This window comes from Achromobacter sp. 01N37, assembly GCF_056399725.1.
The window spans coordinates 91,846-113,175 of the sequence record NZ_JBFTRX010000016.1 but is presented as its reverse complement, the minus strand read 5'-3'; the positions used below and the strand labels follow the sequence as shown (position 1 = coordinate 113,175).

The window sequence follows — 21,330 nt, the reverse complement described above, 5'->3', positions numbered from 1 at the left end:
GGTCTGGGGCAAGACGGCAAGCAACGGGATGGCGGTGGCTGTGCGCCGCCGCTATCCTGCTTGGTGTCACGCAGGCGATAGCGGCGGAGGGGGCGTCCGCGGTCGCGGCTGACGCTGCGCGCTTGCCGCAGACGGCACCCGCAGTCGCGGCCGACGCTGCTCGCTTGCAGCAGACTGCACCCGCAGTCGCGCCCGACGCTGCCCATTTGCGGCAGACAGCGCGGCCCGACTACGTGCTGCAATGCGCCGGCTGTCATCGCTTGGATGGCCGAGGCAGCAACCCGCATGGCATTCCAGATTTCCGCCAGTCTGTCGGCGCATTTGTCCATCTGCCCGAAGGCCGCGAATACCTGATCCGCGTGCCGGGCGCGGCGCATTCCCAATTAAGCAATGCAGAATTGGCTTCGGTACTGAACTGGGTGCTGACTGAATTCAGCGCCGCGCAGTTGCCCGCTGATTTCGTGCCGTATTCAGAGGCCGAGGTCGCGGCGGCACGGCCCAACCGCTACGACGATGTCGTGCCCGTGCGCCACGCCTTAGCCCGGCGGCTCACGTCGATGGGGTTCACGTTGTCTGATTATTATTACGGTAGTGACAGAAAGCCGTAGGGCTGACAGAGGGCGACGGGCGCTTACGGCCACTACTTAGGGGTTGTCACCGATACTCGCTCGGGAAGTGCGGTGCTAGAAAGAGGCAGCATCCAAGAGGCAGCATCCCATTCAACGCTGTAGCTGTGCCGCAGGACTGCCTGTCCATGGCACAAAGGCACGCCGTTTCGAGACGCCGGAGTCGCCATGTCATCATCCGTTTTGCACAGCGCGCCCAGGCACTTCCTGGACTGCGCCAGCTGGCAGGAAAGCATCAGCAACACCTTCGTGCCCCTGGAGGTGTCCGCCGTGTTCCCCACGCGCTTTCGCAATAGCGTGGCGGTGGATTCGCTGGGGTGGCTGCACGTCAGCGAATTGCGCAGCAGCGCGCAACGCGTACGCCGCAGCAAGCTGCTGGCTGACCGCGCCGAGGAAGCCGGCTACAAAGTCACGCTGCAATTGGCGGGCCGTAGCGAGATTCGCCAGTCCAATCGCTTGGCGCTGCTGATGCCGGGTGAATGGGGCATCTACGACACCACGCGCCCCTACGAAGTGGATGTGGACGATGGCGCGCATTTTCTGGTGATGCAGGTGCCGGGCAAGCATACCGAGACCTGGCAGCCGCACATGCAGAATGCGGTCGCGCGGCGCTTCAGCGCGCAACAGGGCTGCGGCCGCATGGCGATGGATCTGCTGCGTGTGGCGCTGAGCGAACACGCCCATTTGTCCGAGAGCGCGGCGCGCGATGCGGCCAACGCGGTGTTGCAGATGATGGGGCTGGATATCCGCGAACGGGCGGGCGAGCAGGCCGAGCAGGATCAGGCTGGCGTGAAGCAGGCGCAGCTGCGCCGCGTTCAGCAGCACATCCTTGAAAACCTGCATGACCCGGCGTTGTCGCCTGCGTCTGCGGCGGCGGCGTTCAGGATGTCGCGGCGCTACCTGTACAACCTGTTTGCGCTGGCGTCCACGACGCCCGCTGATTTCATTCTGAGCGCGCGGTTGGAACGCAGCAAAGATGTCTTGTGTGATGCGGCGCAAGGGGCGCGGCAAATTGGCGATATCGCCTACCGCTTTGGCTTTTCAGACGCCGCGCGATTCAGCCATGCGTTCCGCAAGCGTTTCGGGGCGTCGCCGTCTGAGTATCGGCGCCAGGGGCGCTAAGTGAAGCCCCGGGTGTAGCCCTGGGTTTAGCCCCGGCCGGGGAGGCTCGGGGCGTTGAACCGCGCTGGAATCAGAGCAGTTCTTCGTTGATCAGATCTTCCTTGCCGTAGAACTTCACACCGATGTGGATGCGGTCGCGGCCTTGCGAGCGGCGGTGGCGGTTGGTGTCGCGCAGGGAATAGACGCAGCCGCAATATTCCTGCTGGTAGAAGTTTTCGCGCTTGCTGATTTCGATCATGCGGGCGGAGCCGCCGCCTTTGCGCCAGTTGTACGTCCAATAGACCAGGTCGTCATAGCGGGCGGCAGCGCGTTCGCCGCAGCCGTTGATCTGGTTCATGTCTTTCCAGCGCGAAATGCCGAGCGAGCTGGTGATGGTGTCAAAGCCGTGTTCGTGTGCGTACAGCGCGGTGCGCTCAAAGCGCATGTCGAAGCAGGCCGTGCAGCGTTCGCCACGTTCGGGGGCGTCTTCCATGCCCTTGACGCGGTCGAACCAGTTGTCCATGTCGTAATCGGCATCAATGAATTCAATGCCGTGCTGTTCGGCGAAGCGGATGTTTTCCTGCTTGCGGATTTCGTACTCTTTAACCGGATGAATGTTCGGGTTGTAGAAGTAGATTGCGTAGTCGATGCCGGAGGCCGTCATGGCTTCCATGACTTCGCCGGAACAGGGCGCGCAGCACGAGTGCATGAGCACCTTGCTGCGGCCAGCGGGAAGGTCAAGCTTGGGGCGGACGAGTTCAGACATGGCTTGCAAGCAAAAAGGCGGAAAACTCCTTATTTTACCGCGAGTTGCCGTCAGCCGGGCGCGCGGCCCATCACGGTGTCCCAGAGTTCGCTGACGGCCTGGCGTTCCGCCACCAATTCATCCGGCCCGACCCGCGCCTTCTCAACGCCCTGCATGCGCAGCTGATGCTGGACGCGGCGCAGGACGCGGTACGCGTCGGCGGCGCGTGTCGCCAGTTCGGGGGCGATCAGCCCGGCCTCGCTGGCCAGCCGCAGTAGCGTGATGTTGCCCAGGTTGCGCACCAGCACGGAATGCGTCCCGGCATAGCAAAGCACCAGGTACTGCGTCACGAATTCCACATCGACCATGCCGCCCCGGTCGTGCTTCAGGTCGAATTGCTTGCTGGTATTGGGATGGCCGGCGTTGATCTTTTCGCGCATGGCCAGCACTTCTTCACGCAGCGCGGCGGGGTCGCGCGGCTGCACCAGGATGGCCTCACGGATTTGTTCAAAGCGGGCGCCCACATCGGAGTCGCCAGCGGCAAAGCGCGCGCGCGTCAATGCTTGATGTTCCCAGGCCCAGGCATGCTTGTGCTGGTATTGCTCGAAGGCTTCAACGGAGACGGCCAGCAGCCCGGCATCGCCGTCAGGCCGCAAGCGCAGGTCCACTTCATAGAGGCGGCCCGATGAGGTCATGGTGGACAGCCACGACGTCATCCGCCGGCCAAGCTTGGCGTAGACCTCGGCGGCGTCTTCACGCGGATCATCGAACAGAAAGACCAGGTCCAAGTCAGACGCATAGCCCAGTTCCTTGCCGCCCAGCTTGCCGTAGGCGATGACGGCAAATCGGGGCGGGGCGCCTTCTACCTTGTTCACCAGCGGCCAGGCGCGGCGGATGGTTTCCGTCAGCAGCAAATCGGCAAGCGCCGACAGTTGGTCCGCCAGCTTTTCAACCGTGAGCTCGCCTTCCAGATCCTGCGCCAGCAATTGGAAGCTGGCCTGGCGCTGCACGTCGCGCATCAGATTCATCTGACGTTCGATGTCAGGGTCGCCATCGGGCAAGCGGCACGCGTCCAGGTCTGCCGTGAGTTGACGGGCGATCTGCGTAAATTCCAAGGGCTGAAATAGCGTGCGCCAGTCGATCAGGCTGTCCAGCAGCAGGGGGTGTTGCGTGAGGTATTGCGCGGCCCAGGGGCTGGCGGCGACCATGCGGGCCACGCGCGCAAGCGTGTCGGGGTACTCGGCCAGCAGCGCCAGATAGGCGCTGCGTTGGGCGATTTTTTCGATCAGGTCAAACAACCGAACCGCCGCGTTCATGGGCGCGGAAGTCTGGCGGGCGGCGCGCAAGGCCGCAGGCAGCAAGGCTTCCATGCGGCGGCGGCTGCTTTCGGGCAGGCTGCGCACCCGATGGCTGCCGAGCAACGTCTCGGTGCGCCGCAACAGGTCTTGGGCTTCGTCGCCGAATGCCTGCCGGATCTGTTCGGCCAGTTCGCATTCCTGGTCGGGCTCGTCGGCGCTATCGTCGCGGTCGGCGGGCGTGGACGTGTCTTCAGCGTCGCCCATGCCGACCATGCGGAATACGTTGCGGAACGTTTGCGATACAAACTTGCGGTGGGCGGCCAGCGTGCTTTCGAAGTCGTCCGGGCTCATGCCCAATGCGGCCGCCAACGCTGCGCGCTGAGCCGGGTCGCCGGGCAGCAGGTGCGTCTGTTCGTCTTCCCGGTACTGCAAGGCGTGTTCGGTGCGGCGCAGATAGCGGTACGCCTCTTCCAGCCGGCGCGCGTCTTCTTCGGGCACCAGACCCGCCAGGCGCTCGGCGTGCAGTGCTTCCAGCAAGCCGCGCTTTTGCAGGGCGGGCATGCGCCCGCCGCGAATCAGCTGCGCCAGCTGCACCACGAATTCGATTTCGCGGATGCCGCCATCGCCCAGCTTGATATTGTTGGCGCTGTCGATCCCGTTGCGCGCGCTGGCGCGCCGCTGCCAGTCCTGGCGAATGCGCTCGCGCAAGGCGCGCAGGGCAGCCAGCGCGTCGAAGTCAAAATACTTGCGATACACGAACGGCACGCGCAGGCTTTCCAGCTGACGGGCCTGCGTGCTGCTGTCGCTGTCTTCAAAGGCCTTGGCCGGCATCAGGCGGGCCTTGAGCCAGGCATACCGTTCCCACTCGCGGCCCTGGCCGATCAGGTAGTGTTCCAGCGCGTCCAGGCTCCAGGCGAGCGGGCCCGAATCGCCATCGGGACGCAGGCGCAGGTCCGTGCGGAACACCTGCCCATTGGCGTCCACTTCGGAAATTACCGGCATCATGCGCCGGGTCAGGCGGCCATAGAATTCGTGATGGCTAATGCGGCGCGGGCCATCGGTGTCGCCTTCCTCGCCGTACAGCATGATCAGGTCAATGTCGGACGACACGTTCAATTCGCAGCCGCCCAGCTTGCCCATGCCGACGATCAGCATTTCCTGCGGCTTGCCCGTGGCGGGGTCGCGCGGCACGCCGTGCACGGCCGCCAGTTCCGCCGCCACGCTGCGGTAAGCCTGCGCCACGGCGATGTCCGCCAGCGTGGTCATTGCGCCCACCACTTCTTCCAGATCCGCCTGGCCGCCCAGGTCACGCACGATCAACACGCTGAAGACGCGCTCGCGCAGCTTGCGCAGCACCATCCGGCACGTCTCCACCGGCAGGGTCGCAGGCGCATCGGGGCCGGCGAGTTCAGCCTGCCATTGCGCCAGACGTTCGGCGGTGACGGGTTGCTGCACCGCCGTTTCGAGCCAGGCGGCCAAGTCGGGATGGGCATCCAGGCGGCGGCGCAAGTGACCAGACCAGGCAAGGGCGGGGGCAAGCATAGGAGTCGATGACATGGCGTAAGGGCGGCAGACGAATGGACGCGTTTCAGGTATAAGTGGGGACGATACCGCAAGACATATTCTCCTGCCCACCGATCCGTGTCTGTTTCAAAAAAAGCCCCCACTGCGCGCACGCGAAGCGTGCTTCGCTGCCTGTTCTGGGTCGCGCTGATCGTTTATGGCGTCGTGGCCGTCGGGTTTCTGGGCGTGCGGTATTGGGTGCTTCCTCGCGTGGACCAATGGCGTCCACAGATTGAAGCCTACGCCAGTAAGGAATTGGGCGCTCGCGTCACCATCGGCAGTATCAAGGCGAACTGGCAGGGGCTGAATCCCAAGCTTGATCTTGCGTCGGTCCAGGTGTTCGATGATGACGCCACGCCGGTGCTCAACCTGCCTTCCGTTTCCGCTGTGCTGGCGTGGCGCAGCGTGCTGACCTTGTCACCCAGGCTGGTGCGCTTGCGCGTCGAAAAGCCTGAACTGACCTTGCGCCGCGATGCCGCCAACCATTTGTGGGTAGCGGGTCAGGACATCGACCTGAACGCCAGCGACCATCAATCTGATCTGAATCACCCCGCGCTGCGGTGGCTGGTCGCCCAACGCGAATTGCTGGTCCGTGACGCCACCATCGTCTGGCAAGACGATTTACGCCAGGCGCCCGCGCTGCCGCTGACGGGCGTCGATTTCCTGATGCGCAACGGCAGCCTGTCGCATCGCTTTGTGCTGCGTGCCAGCGCTGGCGCGGCGCTGGCCCGCAACGTGGAGCTGCGCGGCGAATTCAATCGCAGCCTGTTCGCCGCCAATGCCTCGAATCCCGCAAACTGGAATGGCCAGCTTTATGCGGCCTTGGACGATGTGGAGCCTTTGGCCTGGTCGCCATGGTTCAAGGTGCCCGAGATTTCGGGACGCATCGCAGGCCGCGCCTGGCTGCAACTGGATCGCGGAAAATTCACCGAGCTGACGTCGGACATCGCCGTGCGCGGCGTGAATTGGGCGCCGGAAAAGGATGGCCCGGCGGTACGTGGCGCGTCGGCGCAATTGCGCGTTCAAGGGCTGCCGGGTGATTTCGTGCAGGTTGACGGGATGCCGCTTTCCCGTAGCACTGGCGCGCCCGATGTATCGGTCAAAGGGGCCGTGCAGCAGTTGCGCGTCACGCTGCCGGGCGTGTTTGCGGACCCCACACTGAATGTCCGCGAGCTGGCGGTGGATGCGGAAATCAAAGGGCCGGACGCCAAGAACTGGTTTGTGGACGTCGCCCAATTGCATGTGGTGAATGATGACCTGGACGTGCGCCTGCAAGGCCAGTGGCGCCGCGAAGGCAAGACGGCGGCGGGCAGCGCCGACATGCGTGGCACGATGGTGCGCGGCGCCATGCCGGCGATTCACCGCTACTTGCCACTGGACGTGAATGCCGATGCGCGCGAATGGCTGGCCACCGGCCTGCCCGCGGGCGAAATGCAGTCTGCCGCCATCACGCTCAAGGGCGATCTGGACGACTTCCCCTTTGGCGCGTCTGGCGCAACGGGCGAATTCATTATTGCCGGCGCGTACGTGGGCGCCAAAGTGGACTATGCCCCCGCGCGCCAGCACCGCAAGGGCTGGCCGATGCTGGAAAACCTGTCAGGTAATTTCCGCATCGATAAGGTCGGCCTGACGCTGGATAGTTCGGGCGGCGCAGTGGCGCACACCGGGCCGGGGCAGACCGTCAGCCTGGGCGCCGTGACAGCCACCATTCCCGACATGGAACACGGCGCCGAGCTGTTCGTTGATGGCGAAACATCGGGCCCTGTGCCCGCCTATCTGGCGATGGCGGCGAATTCTCCGCTGGGTGTTTTGCTCGATGGCGCGCTGGACGAGGCTCGCGGCACGGGCGACTGGCGCATGCCGTTGAAGCTGAAAGTGCCGTTGATGAACACCGACGATACGCAGGTCACCGGCCACATCCTGTTCGCCGACAACACCTTCACCTTCATGCCCGAGATGCCGCTTCTTTCCCAGATGCATGGCGATCTGGAATTCTCGGAAAAGGGCGTCCATACCAAAGAGCTTCGTGCGCAGTTCCTGGGCGGGCCGGTCAAGATCTACGGTTCGCTTGCGCAAAGTACCGACGTCCTGCGCTTTGATGGCACGCTGGCCGGTTCCGGCCTGACGCAACTGAGCAACACGCCGTCCATGTCGCGGTTTTCGGGCAAGGCGGCGTACAAGGGCCGTCTGGGTTATCAGAAGGGCGGCTCAGTCGATATCTCGATGGAATCCGACCTGGTGGGCATGGCGATCGACATGCCGGCGCCCGTGGGCAAGGCGGCGCCCGCGTCACAGCTGCTGAAGCTGCAATGGGGCGCGGCGCAAGACCGTGGCATCAAAGACCGCCGTTGGCTGACCGCCAGCCTGGGCGACAACGTGAATGCGCTGTTTGAGCGCGACCCCGGTGATGGCCCCTCGTATTTCGCCCGGGGGGCGCTGGGAATCGGCCGGCCCGCCAGCCTGCCCGAGCATGGCATGAGCCTGAACGCCAGCCTGCCCGAGCTGGACATGGACAGCTGGGAAACGGTGATGACGGGCTTCGACACCCCGGCGGGCAAGGGCGGCGCCAAGAAGCCGGTGTCGAAACCGATCTTCCCGCAGCCCGAACGCATCAGCGTGGCAGCAAGCATCTTGCGCACCAGTGGCTACACCCTGAACGATTTGACGCTGTACGCAACGCGGCCCGAACCTGCGCAGTGGCGCGTGGATATCCAGTCGCGTCAGGCGGCGGGTTCGCTGGAATGGCGCGAAGCCTCTGGCGCCATCGCGGGCCAGATCACGGCACGCTTGAAGCACTTGTCCTTGGGCGGCGAAGGCGACACGAACGAGGCCGACAAGGCCTTGGCGTCGGGCAATGACCTGTCAGACATTCCGGCCATCGACCTGCAAGCCAAAGAGTTCTTCCTGTACGGCAAGAACGTGGGCGAATTGCAGGTGAACGGCACGAACCTGGAGCGCGGCCGGCAATGGCGTCTGGACAAGCTGTCGATTATCAACAGCGACGCGAGCCTGAACGCCACCGGCAATTGGCGGCTGGAAGGGCCTGATCGGGGCCTGACCGTGGATGCAAGCGCCAAGTTCGTGGACCTGGGCAAATTCATGAACCGGATCGGTTTCGAGAAAATCATATCCGCCGGCGAAGGTACGGCCCAGGGCAAAGCAACCTGGCGCAACCTGCCGTGGACGCACAACGTGGCGGATATTTCGGGCGAGGTCGACATCAGCCTGGACAAGGGCCGCTTCATGCACGTGAATTCGCGCACGGCGCGTTTGCTGGAGCTGCTGTCTTTGCAATCGTTGCAACGGCTGGCGCGCCTGGATGTGAACCCGACCAATCTGTTGCGGGACGGGTTCCCGTTTGACACCATCCGCGGACGCGTGAAGATGGCGGATGGCCAGATGACCACCGAAGGCTACAAGATCAACGGCCCGGTGGCGGCCATCGTGCTGGCGGGTGGCGTCAATATCATCCGCGAGCGCTGGGATCTGAAGGCGGTGGTGATTCCCAATCTGGACGCCAGCGGGGCGGCCATGGTGACCGCGCTGGCCGTGAATCCGCTGATTGGCCTGGGCGCATTTGTCACGCAGTGGCTGCTTAAGCAACCCTTGGCGCGCGCGATGACCATGGAGTATTCCGTGACGGGCAACTGGGACGATCCGCAGGTGGAACCCATCGACGCCTCGGGCAAGGCGCCGGACAAGCAGACGCCGAGGCCGGCGAATTCCTCGCCGCGCCGCATGCCCGACCACATCGAACACTGATTGCGGCGCGCACATCGAACATCGTCCAGCCAATAAAAAACCGCCTTCAAGGCGGTTTTTTATTGCACGAGACGCGCTGCTTACTTCTTCTTCATCATGTCGAAGAATTCGGCGTTGGTCTTCGTGGCGCGCATCTTGTCCAGGATGAATTCCATGGATTGCACTTCGTCCATGTCGTGGATGAACTTGCGCAGCACCCAGACCTTTTGCAGCAGGTCCGGCGCGATCAGCAGTTCTTCGCGGCGGGTGCCCGACTTGTTCAGGTTGATGGACGGGTAGACGCGCTTTTCAGCCAGACGACGCTCAAGGTGGACTTCGGAGTTACCCGTGCCCTTGAACTCTTCGTAGATGACTTCGTCCATGCGGCTGCCGGTTTCGATCAGCGCCGTGCCCAGAATCGTCAGCGAACCGCCTTCTTCCAGGTTACGGGCCGCGCCGAAGAAGCGCTTGGGGCGTTGCAGGGCGTTGGCGTCCACACCGCCCGTCAGCACCTTGCCGGAGGCCGGCACCACGGTGTTGTAGGCGCGGGCCAGACGGGTGATCGAGTCCAGCAGGATCACGACGTCTTTCTTCATTTCGACCAGGCGCTTGGCCTTTTCGATGACCATTTCGGCCACTTGCACGTGACGGGTAGCGGGTTCGTCAAACGTCGACGCCACCACTTCGCCGCGCACCGTGCGCTGCATTTCGGTCACTTCTTCCGGGCGTTCGTCGACCAGCAGAACGATCATGACCGCGTCGGGGTAGTTGGTGGTGATGGCGTGCGCAATGTGCTGCATCATCACCGTCTTGCCGGACTTGGGGCTGGCGACGATCAAACCGCGTTGGCCCATGCCGATCGGCGCGAAAACGTCGAGGATACGGCCCGTCAGGTTTTCTTCGCTCTTGATGTCGCGTTCCAGACGCATCGTCCGGTTCGGATGCAGCGGCGTCAGGTTTTCGAACATGATGCGATGCTTGATCGCTTCAGGCGCCACGCCGTTGACCTTGTCCACCTTGACCAGCGCGAAGTAGCGCTCGCCGTCTTTCGGCGTACGCACTTCACCTTCGATCGAGTCGCCGGTGTGCAGGTTGAAGCGGCGGATCTGCGACGGCGAGATATAGATATCGTCCGTGCTGGCCAGATACGAGGTCTCGGGCGAGCGCAGGAAACCGAAACCGTCAGGCAGGACTTCAAGTACGCCGTCGCCAAAAATCTGCTCGCCCTGCTTGGCGCGCCGTTTCATGATGGCGAACATCAGCTCCTGCTTGCGCAGGYGGTTGGCGTTCTCGATTTCCAGGCCAGCGGCCATTTCCAGCAGCTGCGAGACATGCAGCGCCTTCAGTTCGTTGAGGTGCATCGCGGTGATTGGTGGGGAAAAGTAAAGGAGGGCTCTGGCGGCGCGCCACGGACGGGCTCGCGCGGTATTGAATGAGCGCCGCCCTCGGGGCGGCGCCTTCGTTCACAGCACGCAGTTTACAACGCGCCGTCCAGGAATGCGGTGAGTTGCGACTTCGACAGCGCGCCAACTTTGGTGGCGGCGGCTTGGCCGTCTTTAAAGAGCATAAGGGTGGGAATGCCGCGGATGCCGTACTTGGTGGCGGTGCCCTGGTTTTCGTCCACGTTCAGCTTCGCGATCGTCAGGCGACCTGCGTACTCGGTGGCAACTTCTTCCAGGATCGGGGCAATCATCTTGCAGGGGCCACACCAGGCAGCCCAGTAGTCCACCAGCACCGGCTGGCCGGATTTCAACACATCGGCATCGAAGCTCGCGTCACTGACGTTCTTGATTTGGTCGCTCATGATGGTGATTCTCGGTTCGGCAGCAAAAGGCGCGTAAAAAGGGACGCGCCTTGCCGTTGTTCTTGTTTGTGGAATGGGCTAAAGCATACCACTGTCAATAACAACAGGCATACCACTGTTAATAACAACAGGGTTTGCTGGTTTTGTGTAGGATGTTGCGGCGCAGTTGATGTGATTCGGGCCGTTAAACCCGGGCACGCTGGCTGTGACTTGTCATCATCCTACCGAATTCGGTGTTGGTCAGGTCGTGCGCATCCCACTGGGAGCCGCGCAGAACCTAGGCTTATCCGTAAAATGTCGGTTTTTTTCCACAGATGTTGGGGATAACTTGGCCACTCCACGTTACACCGAGGCGTCCATTCGCGTCCTGAAGGGGCTGGAGCCCGTGCGCCAGCGCCCGGGCATGTACACCCGTACCGAAAACCCCCTGCACGTTGTGCAGGAGGTTATTGATAACGCCGCAGACGAGGCCTTGGCCGGCTACGGCAAACAGATTCAAGTCACGCTGCATCTTGATGGCAGCGTGTCCGTCGAGGATGACGGGCGGGGCATTCCCGTCGGTCTGCATCCTGAAGAAGGCGCGCCCGTTGTGGAGCTGGTCTTCACCCGCCTGCACGCGGGCGGCAAGTTCGACAAGGCGGGCGGGGGCGCGTACGCGTTCTCTGGCGGCCTGCACGGCGTGGGCGTTTCCGTCACCAACGCGTTGGCGACCCGGCTGGAAGTCGTGGTCTGGCGCGATGGCGCCGTCAACCGCCTGGTGTTCAAGGGCGGCGACGTTGCTGAGCCCCTGGCGCCTTACGACCAGGGCGGCCGCAAGAAATCCGGCACCCGCGTGCGCGTCTGGCCGGATGCCAAATATTTCGACAGCCCCAACATCCCGTTGGGTGAACTTACGCACCTGTTGCGCAGCAAGGCCGTGCTCTTGCCCGGCGTCAAAGTGACGCTGGTCAATGAAAAAACCGGCGACACAAAGACGTGGCAGTACCAGGACGGCTTGCGCGGCTATCTGGCCGAAGCGCTGTCTGGCGCCGAGCTCATGGTGCCGTTTTTCGAAGGCCAGCAATACGCCGGTTCCGACCACGAGAACTTCGCCGAAGGCGAGGGCGCGCAGTGGGTGGTGGCCTGGACCGAAGACGGCAACGCCGTGCGCGAGTCCTACGTCAACCTGATCCCCACGCCGGCGGGCGGCACGCATGAATCGGGCTTGCGTGAAGGCCTGTTCGGCGCCGTGAAGGGCTTTGCCGAACTGCACAGCCTGCTGCCCAAGGGCGTGAAGCTGCTGCCGGAAGACGTGTTCGCCCGCGCCAGCTTCGTGCTGTCGGCCAAGGTGCTGGACCCGCAATTCCAGGGCCAGATCAAGGAACGGCTGAACAGCCGCGATGCGGTGCGTCTGGTGGGCGGCTTCGCGAAGAGCGCGCTGGATTTGTGGCTGCACAGCAATGTGGAGTTCGGCAAGAAGCTGGCTGAGCTGGCCATCCGTCAGGCGCAGGCGCGCCAGYGTTCTGCCCAGAAGGTCGAAAAGCGCAAGAGCTCCGGCGTGGCGGTGTTGCCTGGCAAGCTGACCGACTGTGAATCCAGCGATGCGACGCGCACCGAGGTCTTCCTGGTCGAGGGCGACTCGGCAGGCGGTTCCGCCAAGATGGGGCGCGACAAGGAATTCCAGGCCATCCTGCCGCTGCGCGGCAAGGTGCTGAATTCCTGGGAAGTTGACCGCGACCGACTCTTCGCCAACAACGAAATCCATGACATTTCCGTGGCGATCGGCGTGGACCCGCACGGCCCTGGCGATTCCCCGGACCTGTCGGGCCTGCGCTATGGCCGCATCTGCATCCTGTCCGATGCAGACGTCGACGGCTCGCACATTCAGGTGCTGCTGCTGACGCTGTTCTACAAGCACTTCCCGAAGCTGGTTGAAGCGGGGAACGTGTACGTGGCCAAGCCGCCGCTGTTCCGCCTGGACGTGCCGGCCCAAGGCAAGCGCCCGGCCCGCAAGATCTATTGCCTGGACGAGGGCGAGCTTGAGGCCGCGCAGGACAAGCTGCGCAAGGAAGGCGTGCGCGAGGGCGCCTGGTCGGTCAGCCGATTCAAGGGCCTGGGTGAAATGAACCCCGAGCAGCTGTGGGAAACCACGATGAATCCGGACACGCGCCGCCTGTTGCCCGTGGGCTACGGGGATCAGACGCCTGAAGACACGACCCGCATGTTCGACATGCTGATGGGCAAGGGCGAATCGTCGCAGCGCCGCGCCTGGATCGAAGAAAAGGGCAACCTGGCGGAGCTGGATATCTGATGACGTCCGCCACGCCCGAGCGCGTCACCCCCGGCGCCGGCACGCCTGCCGACGGTACGCCCGCAGCCGGTACGCCCGCAGCCGGTATGCCCGAAGCCGGTATGCCCGCAGCCGATACACCCACCCCCGCTCGTATGACCGTAGACATGACGGCCGACGACTACGCGGAGTTCGCCGCCTATGTGTATCGGCGTCCCGAGCTGCGCCGCCGCCGCTACCGGTCGCACTTGCGATTCGGGGTCTTGATGATCGTGGCCTTGCTGGCCTACCTGATCTGGCAGACCTGGGATGGCAAGGGGCCGAACTGGGGGCAGTTGCTGCCCGTGTATTTCCAGGGGCTGGCGGTGGGGCTGGGCATTCTGGCGCTGCTGGCGCTGGCTTACGAGTTCGTGCTGCCGCCGCTGGTTCGCATGAACACGCGGCGCATGCTGAAAAAGCAGCCCGACGACCTGTTCCTGGGCCGGCATCAGCTGGACTTCGGCCCCGAGGGCATTTCGGACTCCACCGCCACGGCCTCCGGGCGCATGGAATGGTCTGATATTCGCCGGGTCGAAGAGACGCCGCAGCACCTGTACGTCATTCTGGGCACCTTGCAGGGCGTGATCATTCCCAAGCGCGGCCAGGACGCCGCTACGTTGGCGGCGGTGCGCGCCCAGTTGCGCGCGCATGTTGCCGATACGCAGCTGGCGCCGTCCGCTTGAGGCGCTTTGACGCCGTTTCAATGAATTTGTCTACCTGAATAAACATGACCGACAGCAATCAACCCGGCTTGTTCGACCCCACCCCGCCTGATGGCGATGGCGATGCCAACGCCGCCATCACGCTGGCGCGCTATGCCGAACAGGCTTATCTGGACTACGCGGTTTCCGTTGTGCGCGGCCGCGCCTTGCCCGATGTGGGCGACGGGCAAAAGCCCGTGCAGCGCCGCATCCTGTTCGCCATGCAGGCAATGGGGCTGGCCGCTGGCGCCAAGCCGGTGAAGTCCGCGCGGGTCGTGGGCGACGTGCTGGGTAAGTACCACCCGCACGGCGACCAGGCCGCCTACGACGCCATGGTCCGCATGGCGCAGGACTTTTCGCTGCGCTATCCGCTGATCGACGGCCAGGGCAACTTCGGTTCGCGCGACGGCGACAACGCCGCCGCCATGCGATACACCGAAGCGCGCCTGACGCCGATTGCCAAGCTGCTGCTGGACGAGCTGGACGAGGGCACGGTGGATTTCGTGCCCAACTACGACGGCAGCCAGGAAGAACCGCAAATGCTGCCCGCACGCCTGCCCGTGATGCTGCTGAACGGCGCATCGGGCATCGCGGTCGGCATGGCCACCGAGATTCCGCCGCACAACCTGCGCGAAGTGGCGCAGGCCTGCGTGGCGCTGATCAAGCAGCCGCAACTGCCGGACGCCGAACTGCACGCCATGATTCCCGGCCCCGACTTCGCCGGCGGTGGCCAGATCATCACGTCCGCGGCCGATATCGCGCAGATCTACGGCGTGGGCCGTGGTTCGCTGAAGGTGCGTGCGCGCTGGACGTTTGAAGAAATGGCGCGCGGCCAGTGGCAGTTGGTGATCACCGAACTGCCGCCCGGCACGTCGGGCCAGAAGGTGCTGGAAGAGATCGAGGAAATCACCAATCCGAAGGTCAAGTCCGGCAAGAAGAGCCTGACGCCCGAGCAGACGCAGGCCAAGGCGGTGATGCTGAACCTGCTGGACGCCGTGCGCGACGAATCGGGCAAGGACGCGGCGGTGCGTCTGGTGTTCGAGCCGAAGACCTCGCGCGTGGACCGTGACGAATTCGTCAACACGCTGCTGGCGCAGACCAGCATGGAAAGCAGCTCGTCGATCAACCTGGTGTGCATCGGCACCGATGGCCGGCCGCGCCAGAAGGGCCTGCGCGACATCCTGGTCGAATGGGTGGCGTTCCGCACCAACACGGTGGTGCGCCGCACGCGCTTCCGCCTGGATAAGGTCACGGACCGCATCCACGTGCTGGAAGGCCGCATGCTGGTCTATCTGAACGTGGATGAAGTCATCCAGACGATCCGCGAATCCGACGAGCCGCGCGCAGCGCTGATGGAACGCTTCAAGTTGTCTGAGCGGCAAGCCGAAGACATCCTGGAAATGCGTTTGCGCCAGTTGGCCCGTCTTGAAGGCTTCAAGATCGAGCAGGAACTGGCCGACAAGCGCAAGGATCAGATTTCGCTGCAAGAGCTGCTGGACAATCCGGCCACGCTCAAGCGCCTGCTGATCAAGGAAATCGAGACCGACGCCAAGCAGTACGGCGACGAGCGCCGCACGCTGATCGAAACCGCTGAACGCGCCGTGCTGGAAACCAAGGTGCTGGACGAGCCGGTTACGGTGGTGGTGTCGCAAAAGGGCTGGCTGCGCGCCCGCCAGGGCCATGGCCACGACGCCGCGCAGTTCGCCTTCAAGCAGGGCGACGACCTGTACGGCGCCTTCGAATGCCGCACGACGGACACCCTGATCGCCATGGGCGACAACGGCCGCGTGTATTCCGTGCCGGTCGCCGGGCTGCCTTCGGCGCGCGGTGACGGCCAGCCAGTCACCACGATGATCGACCTGGAATCCGGTACGCGCATCGTGCACACCATCGCGGCCGCGCCGGAATCCCGCTGGCTGCTGGCCACGCGCAGCGGCTACGGTTTTTCGGCCAAGCTGTCCGACATGGTCAGCCGCCAGCGCGCAGGCAAGCAGTTCATCACGGTGGAAACGGGCGACGAAATGCTGCGCCCGGTGCCGTTGTTCGACGGGGCCACGCAACTGGCGCTGCTGTCGGCCAAGGGCAAGTTCCTGGTCTTCGGCCTGGACGAATGCAAGTCGTTGTCCGGCGGTGGGCGCGGCACCATCCTGATGGGCCTGGACGCGTCCGACAAGCTGGAACAAACCGTGCCGATTGGCCCCCGCGGCCTGCGCGCCACGGGTATCTACCGCAACAAGCTGACCGAAGACATTCTGGTGGGCGATGCGCTGGCGCCTTATGTGGGCAAGCGCGCACGCAAGGGCCGCCATCTGGATGTGCGTCCGAAGCAGCCAGTGCTGTCGCCCGTGCTGGGGTAATGCAACAAGCCACGGGCGCGGGATGACCCGCGCCCGTGGCGGTCTGCCCTGATGAATCTGCTGTTATCAATTGCCTGTTTTGCCATGGATACGTCAATGCGAAAGGGGCGCGCATGATCGCCAACGAGCCGCCCGGCCGTCTGGCCCACGTGGATGCCCTGCGCGGCTTTGCGCTCTTCGGCATCCTGATCGTGAATATCGGCGTCTTCTCGTCGCCGTTCTATGGCGCGGGCATGGCGGACCCAAACTACTCCCGTCCCATGGACCTGGTGGTGCGCTGGCTGATCGCCTTGCTGTTCGAAACCAAGTTCTATCTGCTGTTCTCGTTTCTTTTCGGGTACAGCTTCACCTTGCAAATGTCGGCCGCAGAACGCAGCCAGGCCGCGTTCAGCCCGCGCTTTTTGCGGCGGCTGGCGGGGCTGGCAGTACTGGGCGCGGCGCATGCCGTGTTGTTCTATCAGGGCGACATCCTGTTGACCTACGCCTTGCTGGGCCTGGGGCTGCTGGCGTGCCGAGGCATGGCGCCCAAGCGCGCGCTGCTCACGGCGCTGTGGCTGATCGTGCTGGCCGCAACGGTCTGGGGCATTCTTGGCCTCGTGAGCTTTCTGGACCCTGTGCAAGCGGATTACACGGCGCAGTACAAGGCGGATGCGCTGGCGTCCATCCTGGCGTACCGCGGCACCATCGGCACGACGATCACGCAGCACATCTATGAACTGACCACGTCCGTGTGGTTCATGGTCTTGTTCGTGCAGGGGCCATTCGTCTTCGCGATGTTCCTGGCCGGTTTGGCGCTGGGCCGGCGCAACGCGCTGGCTGATCCCTGGCGGCAACCGCGCGTGTTGTGGCTGTTGTGCGCGTTGGGGCTGCTTCCTGGGCTTGCCGGGTCAGCGCTGTACGCCACCACGTCGCTGCCGTCGGCAGGCGCGGCGTGGGAACTGCCCGGGCTGGCGGCCGACTTGCTGACCGCGCCGCTGTTAAGCATGGCGTACGCGGCGGCCTTCCTGCTGGCGATCCGCACTCGCGCGCTTGGATGGTTGGGCCGCTGGCTGGCGCCGGCCGGGCGGATGGCGCTGAGCAACTACCTGATGCAGTCGGTCATTTGCGCCTTGTTGTTCACCGGATGGGGCTTGCGCCTGTTCGCGTCGCTATCGCCGTTGGCGACCTTCGGCATCGCGGTGGCGATCTTCGCCGCGCAGTTGCCGTGGTCCGCCTGGTGGTTGCGGCACCATGCCTATGGCCCGGTGGAATGGTTTCTGCGCGCGCTCACCGTCGGGGCGTTGCCACCCTGGCGGCGAGCACGCGCAGTCTGATCAGGCGGTGCTGGGGCGCGTCTGCGTAATAGCGGCGTCGATGGCGCCAGCCAGGCGTTCGGTCAGTTGGTCCAGTTCGTCGTCGGAAATAATGAAGGGCGGGGCCAGCAGCACATGGTCGCCGTGGCGGCCGTCAATGGTGCCGCCCATCGGGTACACCATCAGGCCGCGCGCCATGGCTTCGCGCTTGATGCGCGCGTGCAGCGTCAACGCCGGATCAAACGTCGCTTTGGTGGCGCGGTCTTGCACCAGTTCAATGCCCATGAAGAGGCCGCGGCCGCGGATGTCGCCCACATGCGGATGCGCGCCCAGCGCGTGCTCTAGCCGCTGACGCAAGCCCGCGCCTTGTTCGCGCACGCGCGCCAGCAGGTTGTCGCGGCGGATGACGTCTTGCACGGCCAGCGAGGCGGCGCAGGCAATGGCATGGCCCAGATACGTGTGGCCGTGCTGGAAGAAACCGCTGCCTTGCTGCATGGCGTCCACGATGCGCTGCTGCGCCATCACGGCGCCGATGGGCTGATAGCCGCCGCCCAGGCCTTTGGCGATGGTGATGAGATCAGGCACGATGCCTTCCTGCTCCACCGCGTACAGCGTGCCGGTGCGGCCCATGCCGCACATCACTTCGTCGGCGATCAACAGCACGCCATGGCGGTCGCAGACCTCGCGGATGCGGCGGAAGTAACCCGGCACTGCCGTGACGGCGCCGGATGTTGCGCCCACCACGGGTTCGGCCACAAATGCCATCACCGTGCCAGACCCCAGCTTTTCAAAGGTCTGATCCAGCTCTTGCGCCAAGCGCTCGCCGTACTGTTCGGGGCTTTCACCGTCGCGCTGATCACGATACGCATAGCAGGGCGAGACGTGTTCGACTTCGATCAGCAAGGGCGCGAATTGCGCGCGGCGCCAAGCGTTGCCGCCCACGGCCAGCGCGCCCAGCGTATTGCCGTGGTAGCTCTGACGGCGCGCCACGATATGGCGGCGTTCCGGCTGGCCGATTTCCACGAAGTACTGTCGCGCCATTTTCAGCGCGGCTTCCACGGCTTCCGACCCGCCCGATACGAAGTACGCGTGCGAGATGCCTTCAGGCGCGTCGGCCACCAGACGGTCGGCCAGCTGTTCAGCGACTTCTGTTGTGAAGAAGCTGGTGTGAGCGTAGGCCAGCGCGTCGATCTGCGCGTGCATGGCCGCCTGGATGTCGGGGTGGTTATGCCCCAGGCACGACACCGCCGCGCCGCCCGATCCGTCTAGATAGGCGCGGCCGGCGCTGTCGTGAATCCATACGCCCTGGCCGCGTACGGCGACAGGCGGTGTCTGGCGTAGGGAACGATGCAGGACGCGGGTCTGGCTCATGGGAGTTCCGTGATGCAAGGGTTGGCAGTAATAAAGCGGGTGCGGTCAGCGCTGACGCGGATCAGCCTCGTCGCCCGGAAGCCGGGCCGGTCCAATACACGTTGTCGGTACGCAGGCGCTGTTCGACTTCGGTCAGGCGGTTCAGCACGTCTGCGCCGCCGCGGGCGGTCAGGCGCGCGATCAAATGCTCGGCCAGCCCCAGCAGGCCGGCGGTGGTGTGAAAGAACGAGCCGGGGCCTTGGCGCGCGGGGCGTGCTTGAACGCCGTCGCGGTCGGGCGGCGCGAACCGCAGCGTGTGACGGGCGTCCATGGCCAGCGGCGACAAGGGGTCGTCGGTCAATGCGATCAAGGCAACGCCGCGCTGCGCGGCCTGGCGGGCCAGCTGCACGGTGGCGGTGGGATAGGGCGCTTGCGAAATCACGATCAGCGCGTCGCCGGCATCCAGGTTGTCGGCCTGCTCGGCGGGCGCGCCGCCCAGACCGTCGATCAGCACGCTGTTGCGGCGCACCAGCTGATACGCGTAACGCATCTGGAAGGCGATGCCGAACGCCGAGCGCGTACCCAGAAAGCCCACTTGGCGCGCGTCCAGCAAGGTCTGCACGGCGGCGTCGAACGCGGTGGCCGGGTTCAACGCGCACACCGAGCTCATGGCCTGGATCTGGTAGTCAGTCAACACGTCGTGACCCGGCGTGGCAGGGTCACCCGCAGCGGCTTGCAGGGCGGCCGCGCGGTCGCGCAAGCCGGGGGCGCTTTGACCGGCCAGCGCTTGTTGGAACGGCTGGCGAAAGGCTTCGTAACTGGAATAACCAATGGCGCGCGCCAGCCGCAGCATGGTGGCCGGCGCCACGCCCAACGCCTGCGCCTGCCGGCGCATGGACCACAGGCCGACTTCAGCAGGATGCGCCACCACCCAATGCGCCGCGCGTTGCAGCTCGGGGGGCAGGTGTTCCAGCTTTTCCTGCAAGGTGGGAATCAGGTCGGAAGGCAGGGGCATGGCTTGCGCCGTCAGATAAAAAACAAATGATAGATCTGATTGTTTAAATAAAACATATGTTTTTTATCGGGGATTCCCCCTAGCGCCAAGTCGCCGTTGCAGGGGGGAGAGATGACAACGGCAAGTCCTGTAATCCGGTAGTTATCTTCTGCAATTTCGTGTTTATTTATTTACATCGTGCGGGGGATTTTTGTTTGACTCGAATAAATCGTGCGCATATCATTCGTGTAGAAATGAATTTGACCGAACCCTTCTCTTCCATGACCAACGCCGCGAAATCTGATCCCTCACAGCAGTACGACTTGCGCATCTTGCGAGCCCTGCGCCGCATCACGCGTTCGATCGCCCTGCATTCGCGTCAGTTGTCCGCGGTCAGCCACATCACTGCTCCGCAGCTAATGTGTCTGCGCACGGTGATGGCCAACGGCCCGATGACGGCCACGGCCATCAGCCGCGAAATGCACGTCAGCCCGAGCACGGTTGTCGGCATCCTCGACCGCCTGGAAGACAAGGGCTTGATCCGTCGTGAACGCGGCCGCGAAGACCGCCGCATCGTTTTCGTCACGGCCACGGACGCGGGCCGCGAATTGGCGCATGGCGCGCCGTCGCCGCTGCAGAAACACTTGGCCGAAGCCTTGAACGCGCTGCCCGAACTTGAGCAAGCCACCATCACGCTGTCGTTGGAACGCATCGTGGCGCTGATGGAGCAAGAGGGTCAGGCAGTTGCCGCGGAAGCGCATAGCGACGTTTCGTCGCCCATCCTTGAAGTGCCCACGGGCGGGGCACCCCCAGAATCGGGAATCGTTGCATGAAGAAAAACGAACTGGATACAACTACTCTCTCAAGTGCCGTGGCGCCGGCGGTTCGCGCGCAGACCCATACGATGCGTCTGCCCAACCGAAAAGACGGCGCCGCCATTCACCGCCTCATTTCCGAGTGCCCGCCACTCGACCTGAATTCCCTCTACGCCTACTTGCTCCTGTGTGAGCATTTCAGCGACACCTGCGTCATCGCCGAAAGCTCCGGCGGACGTATCGACGGTTTTATCTCCGCTTATGTGATCCCGACCCGGCCCGACGTGTTGTTCGTCTGGCAGGTTGCGGTGCACGCCCGCGCACGCGGCCATCGGTTGGGCCGCGCCATGCTTCGTGAACTCTTGCAGCGCAAGGGGCTCGAGCATGTTCGTCATCTTGAAACCACGGTGGGGCCTGACAACCAGGCATCGCGCCGCAGCTTTACCGGCCTGGCCGGCGAGCTGGGCGCCCACGTTTCCGAGCAGCCGTTCTTCGACCGGCAATTGTTTGGGGGCGCGGACCATGACGACGAGATGCTGTTGAGGATAGGCCCGTTCGCATTGCCCGCCCCGTAGGGCGGCGCAACCCCAGCGGACTTATCGAAATACCGAGACGGTTTTACCTATCCGAATGCG

General features: G+C 64.1%; 15 protein-coding genes. 9 read left to right on the top strand and 6 right to left on the bottom strand.

Annotated elements, in window-relative coordinates; all coding sequences use genetic code 11:
* Positions 1-164: 164 nt before the first annotated feature.
* Both AC1DSJ_RS25735 and AC1DSJ_RS25730 read left to right on the top strand, forming a co-directional pair.
* Positions 165-608: a cytochrome C gene (locus AC1DSJ_RS25735; RefSeq protein WP_441372402.1), complete on the top strand. Its 444-nt coding sequence runs from the start codon at positions 165-167 to the stop codon at positions 606-608.
* Between the two features lie 186 nt (positions 609-794).
* Positions 795-1,748 carry an AraC-like ligand-binding domain-containing protein gene (locus tag AC1DSJ_RS25730; protein ID WP_441372401.1) on the top strand — a complete coding sequence of 318 codons (954 nt, stop codon included), beginning with the start codon at positions 795-797 and terminating at the stop codon, positions 1,746-1,748.
* Positions 1,749-1,818: 70 nt separating this feature from the next.
* Here the strand turns inward: AC1DSJ_RS25730 and AC1DSJ_RS25725 are convergent, their stop codons facing one another.
* Positions 1,819-2,493 carry an epoxyqueuosine reductase QueH gene (locus AC1DSJ_RS25725; RefSeq protein ID WP_054427410.1) on the bottom strand — a complete coding sequence of 225 codons (675 nt, stop codon included), beginning with the start codon at positions 2,491-2,493 and terminating at the stop codon, positions 1,819-1,821.
* A 50-nt stretch (positions 2,494-2,543) separates the two neighbouring features.
* Positions 2,544-5,327, bottom strand: a complete 2,784-nt coding sequence (gene glnE, locus AC1DSJ_RS25720; RefSeq protein WP_441372400.1) for a bifunctional [glutamate--ammonia ligase]-adenylyl-L-tyrosine phosphorylase/[glutamate--ammonia-ligase] adenylyltransferase — start codon at positions 5,325-5,327, stop codon at positions 2,544-2,546.
* A gap of 126 nt (positions 5,328-5,453) precedes the next feature.
* Here glnE and AC1DSJ_RS25715 point away from each other — a divergent pair, with 126 nt between their 5' ends.
* On the top strand, positions 5,454-9,095 hold the full coding sequence (locus tag AC1DSJ_RS25715) for a YhdP family protein (RefSeq protein ID WP_441372399.1): 3,642 nt from the start codon (positions 5,454-5,456) through the stop codon (positions 9,093-9,095).
* A gap of 80 nt (positions 9,096-9,175) precedes the next feature.
* On the opposite strand, the gene rho is transcribed toward AC1DSJ_RS25715, so the two are convergent.
* Both rho and trxA read right to left on the bottom strand, forming a co-directional pair.
* Positions 9,176-10,435 carry a transcription termination factor Rho gene (rho, locus tag AC1DSJ_RS25710; RefSeq protein WP_476760415.1) on the bottom strand — a complete coding sequence of 420 codons (1,260 nt, stop codon included), beginning with the start codon at positions 10,433-10,435 and terminating at the stop codon, positions 9,176-9,178.
* A 116-nt stretch (positions 10,436-10,551) separates the two neighbouring features.
* Positions 10,552-10,878 carry a thioredoxin TrxA gene (gene trxA / locus AC1DSJ_RS25705; RefSeq protein ID WP_006218534.1) on the bottom strand — a complete coding sequence of 109 codons (327 nt, stop codon included), beginning with the start codon at positions 10,876-10,878 and terminating at the stop codon, positions 10,552-10,554.
* 328 nt (positions 10,879-11,206) lie between these two features.
* Between trxA and parE the strand changes: the two genes are divergently transcribed.
* The 4 genes from parE (at position 11,207) to AC1DSJ_RS25685 (ending at position 17,557) form a co-directional block, all read left to right on the top strand.
* Positions 11,207-13,168 (top strand): DNA topoisomerase IV subunit B, encoded by a 1,962-nt coding sequence (gene parE, locus AC1DSJ_RS25700; protein ID WP_476760414.1) that lies wholly within the window; start codon positions 11,207-11,209, stop codon positions 13,166-13,168.
* A gap of 101 nt (positions 13,169-13,269) precedes the next feature.
* Positions 13,270-13,869: a YcxB family protein gene (locus AC1DSJ_RS25695; RefSeq protein ID WP_175170002.1), complete on the top strand. Its 600-nt coding sequence runs from the start codon at positions 13,270-13,272 to the stop codon at positions 13,867-13,869.
* A gap of 44 nt (positions 13,870-13,913) precedes the next feature.
* Positions 13,914-16,244, top strand: a complete 2,331-nt coding sequence (gene parC, locus AC1DSJ_RS25690) for a DNA topoisomerase IV subunit A (protein ID WP_441372398.1) — start codon at positions 13,914-13,916, stop codon at positions 16,242-16,244.
* Positions 16,245-16,357: 113 nt separating this feature from the next.
* The gene (locus AC1DSJ_RS25685) at positions 16,358-17,557 is read left to right on the top strand and encodes a DUF418 domain-containing protein (RefSeq protein WP_441372397.1); all 1,200 of its coding nucleotides are present in this window, start codon (positions 16,358-16,360) and stop codon (positions 17,555-17,557) included.
* Here AC1DSJ_RS25685 and AC1DSJ_RS25680 read toward each other — a convergent pair whose 3' ends face one another.
* Positions 17,558-18,907, bottom strand: coding sequence for an aspartate aminotransferase family protein (locus AC1DSJ_RS25680; RefSeq protein ID WP_441372396.1), 1,350 nt, complete (start codon positions 18,905-18,907; stop codon positions 17,558-17,560).
* Between the two features lie 61 nt (positions 18,908-18,968).
* Complete coding sequence (locus tag AC1DSJ_RS25675; RefSeq protein WP_175169790.1) at positions 18,969-19,901, bottom strand: MurR/RpiR family transcriptional regulator; 933 nt, start codon at positions 19,899-19,901, stop codon at positions 18,969-18,971.
* A gap of 260 nt (positions 19,902-20,161) precedes the next feature.
* Between AC1DSJ_RS25675 and AC1DSJ_RS25670 the strand changes: the two genes are divergently transcribed.
* Positions 20,162-20,713 carry a MarR family winged helix-turn-helix transcriptional regulator gene (locus AC1DSJ_RS25670; protein ID WP_054427487.1) on the top strand — a complete coding sequence of 184 codons (552 nt, stop codon included), beginning with the start codon at positions 20,162-20,164 and terminating at the stop codon, positions 20,711-20,713.
* Positions 20,710-21,270, top strand: a complete 561-nt coding sequence (ectA, locus tag AC1DSJ_RS25665; protein WP_054427417.1) for a diaminobutyrate acetyltransferase — start codon at positions 20,710-20,712, stop codon at positions 21,268-21,270. The genes AC1DSJ_RS25670 and ectA overlap by 4 nt, the downstream gene beginning before the upstream one ends.
* Positions 21,271-21,330 lie beyond the last annotated feature (60 nt).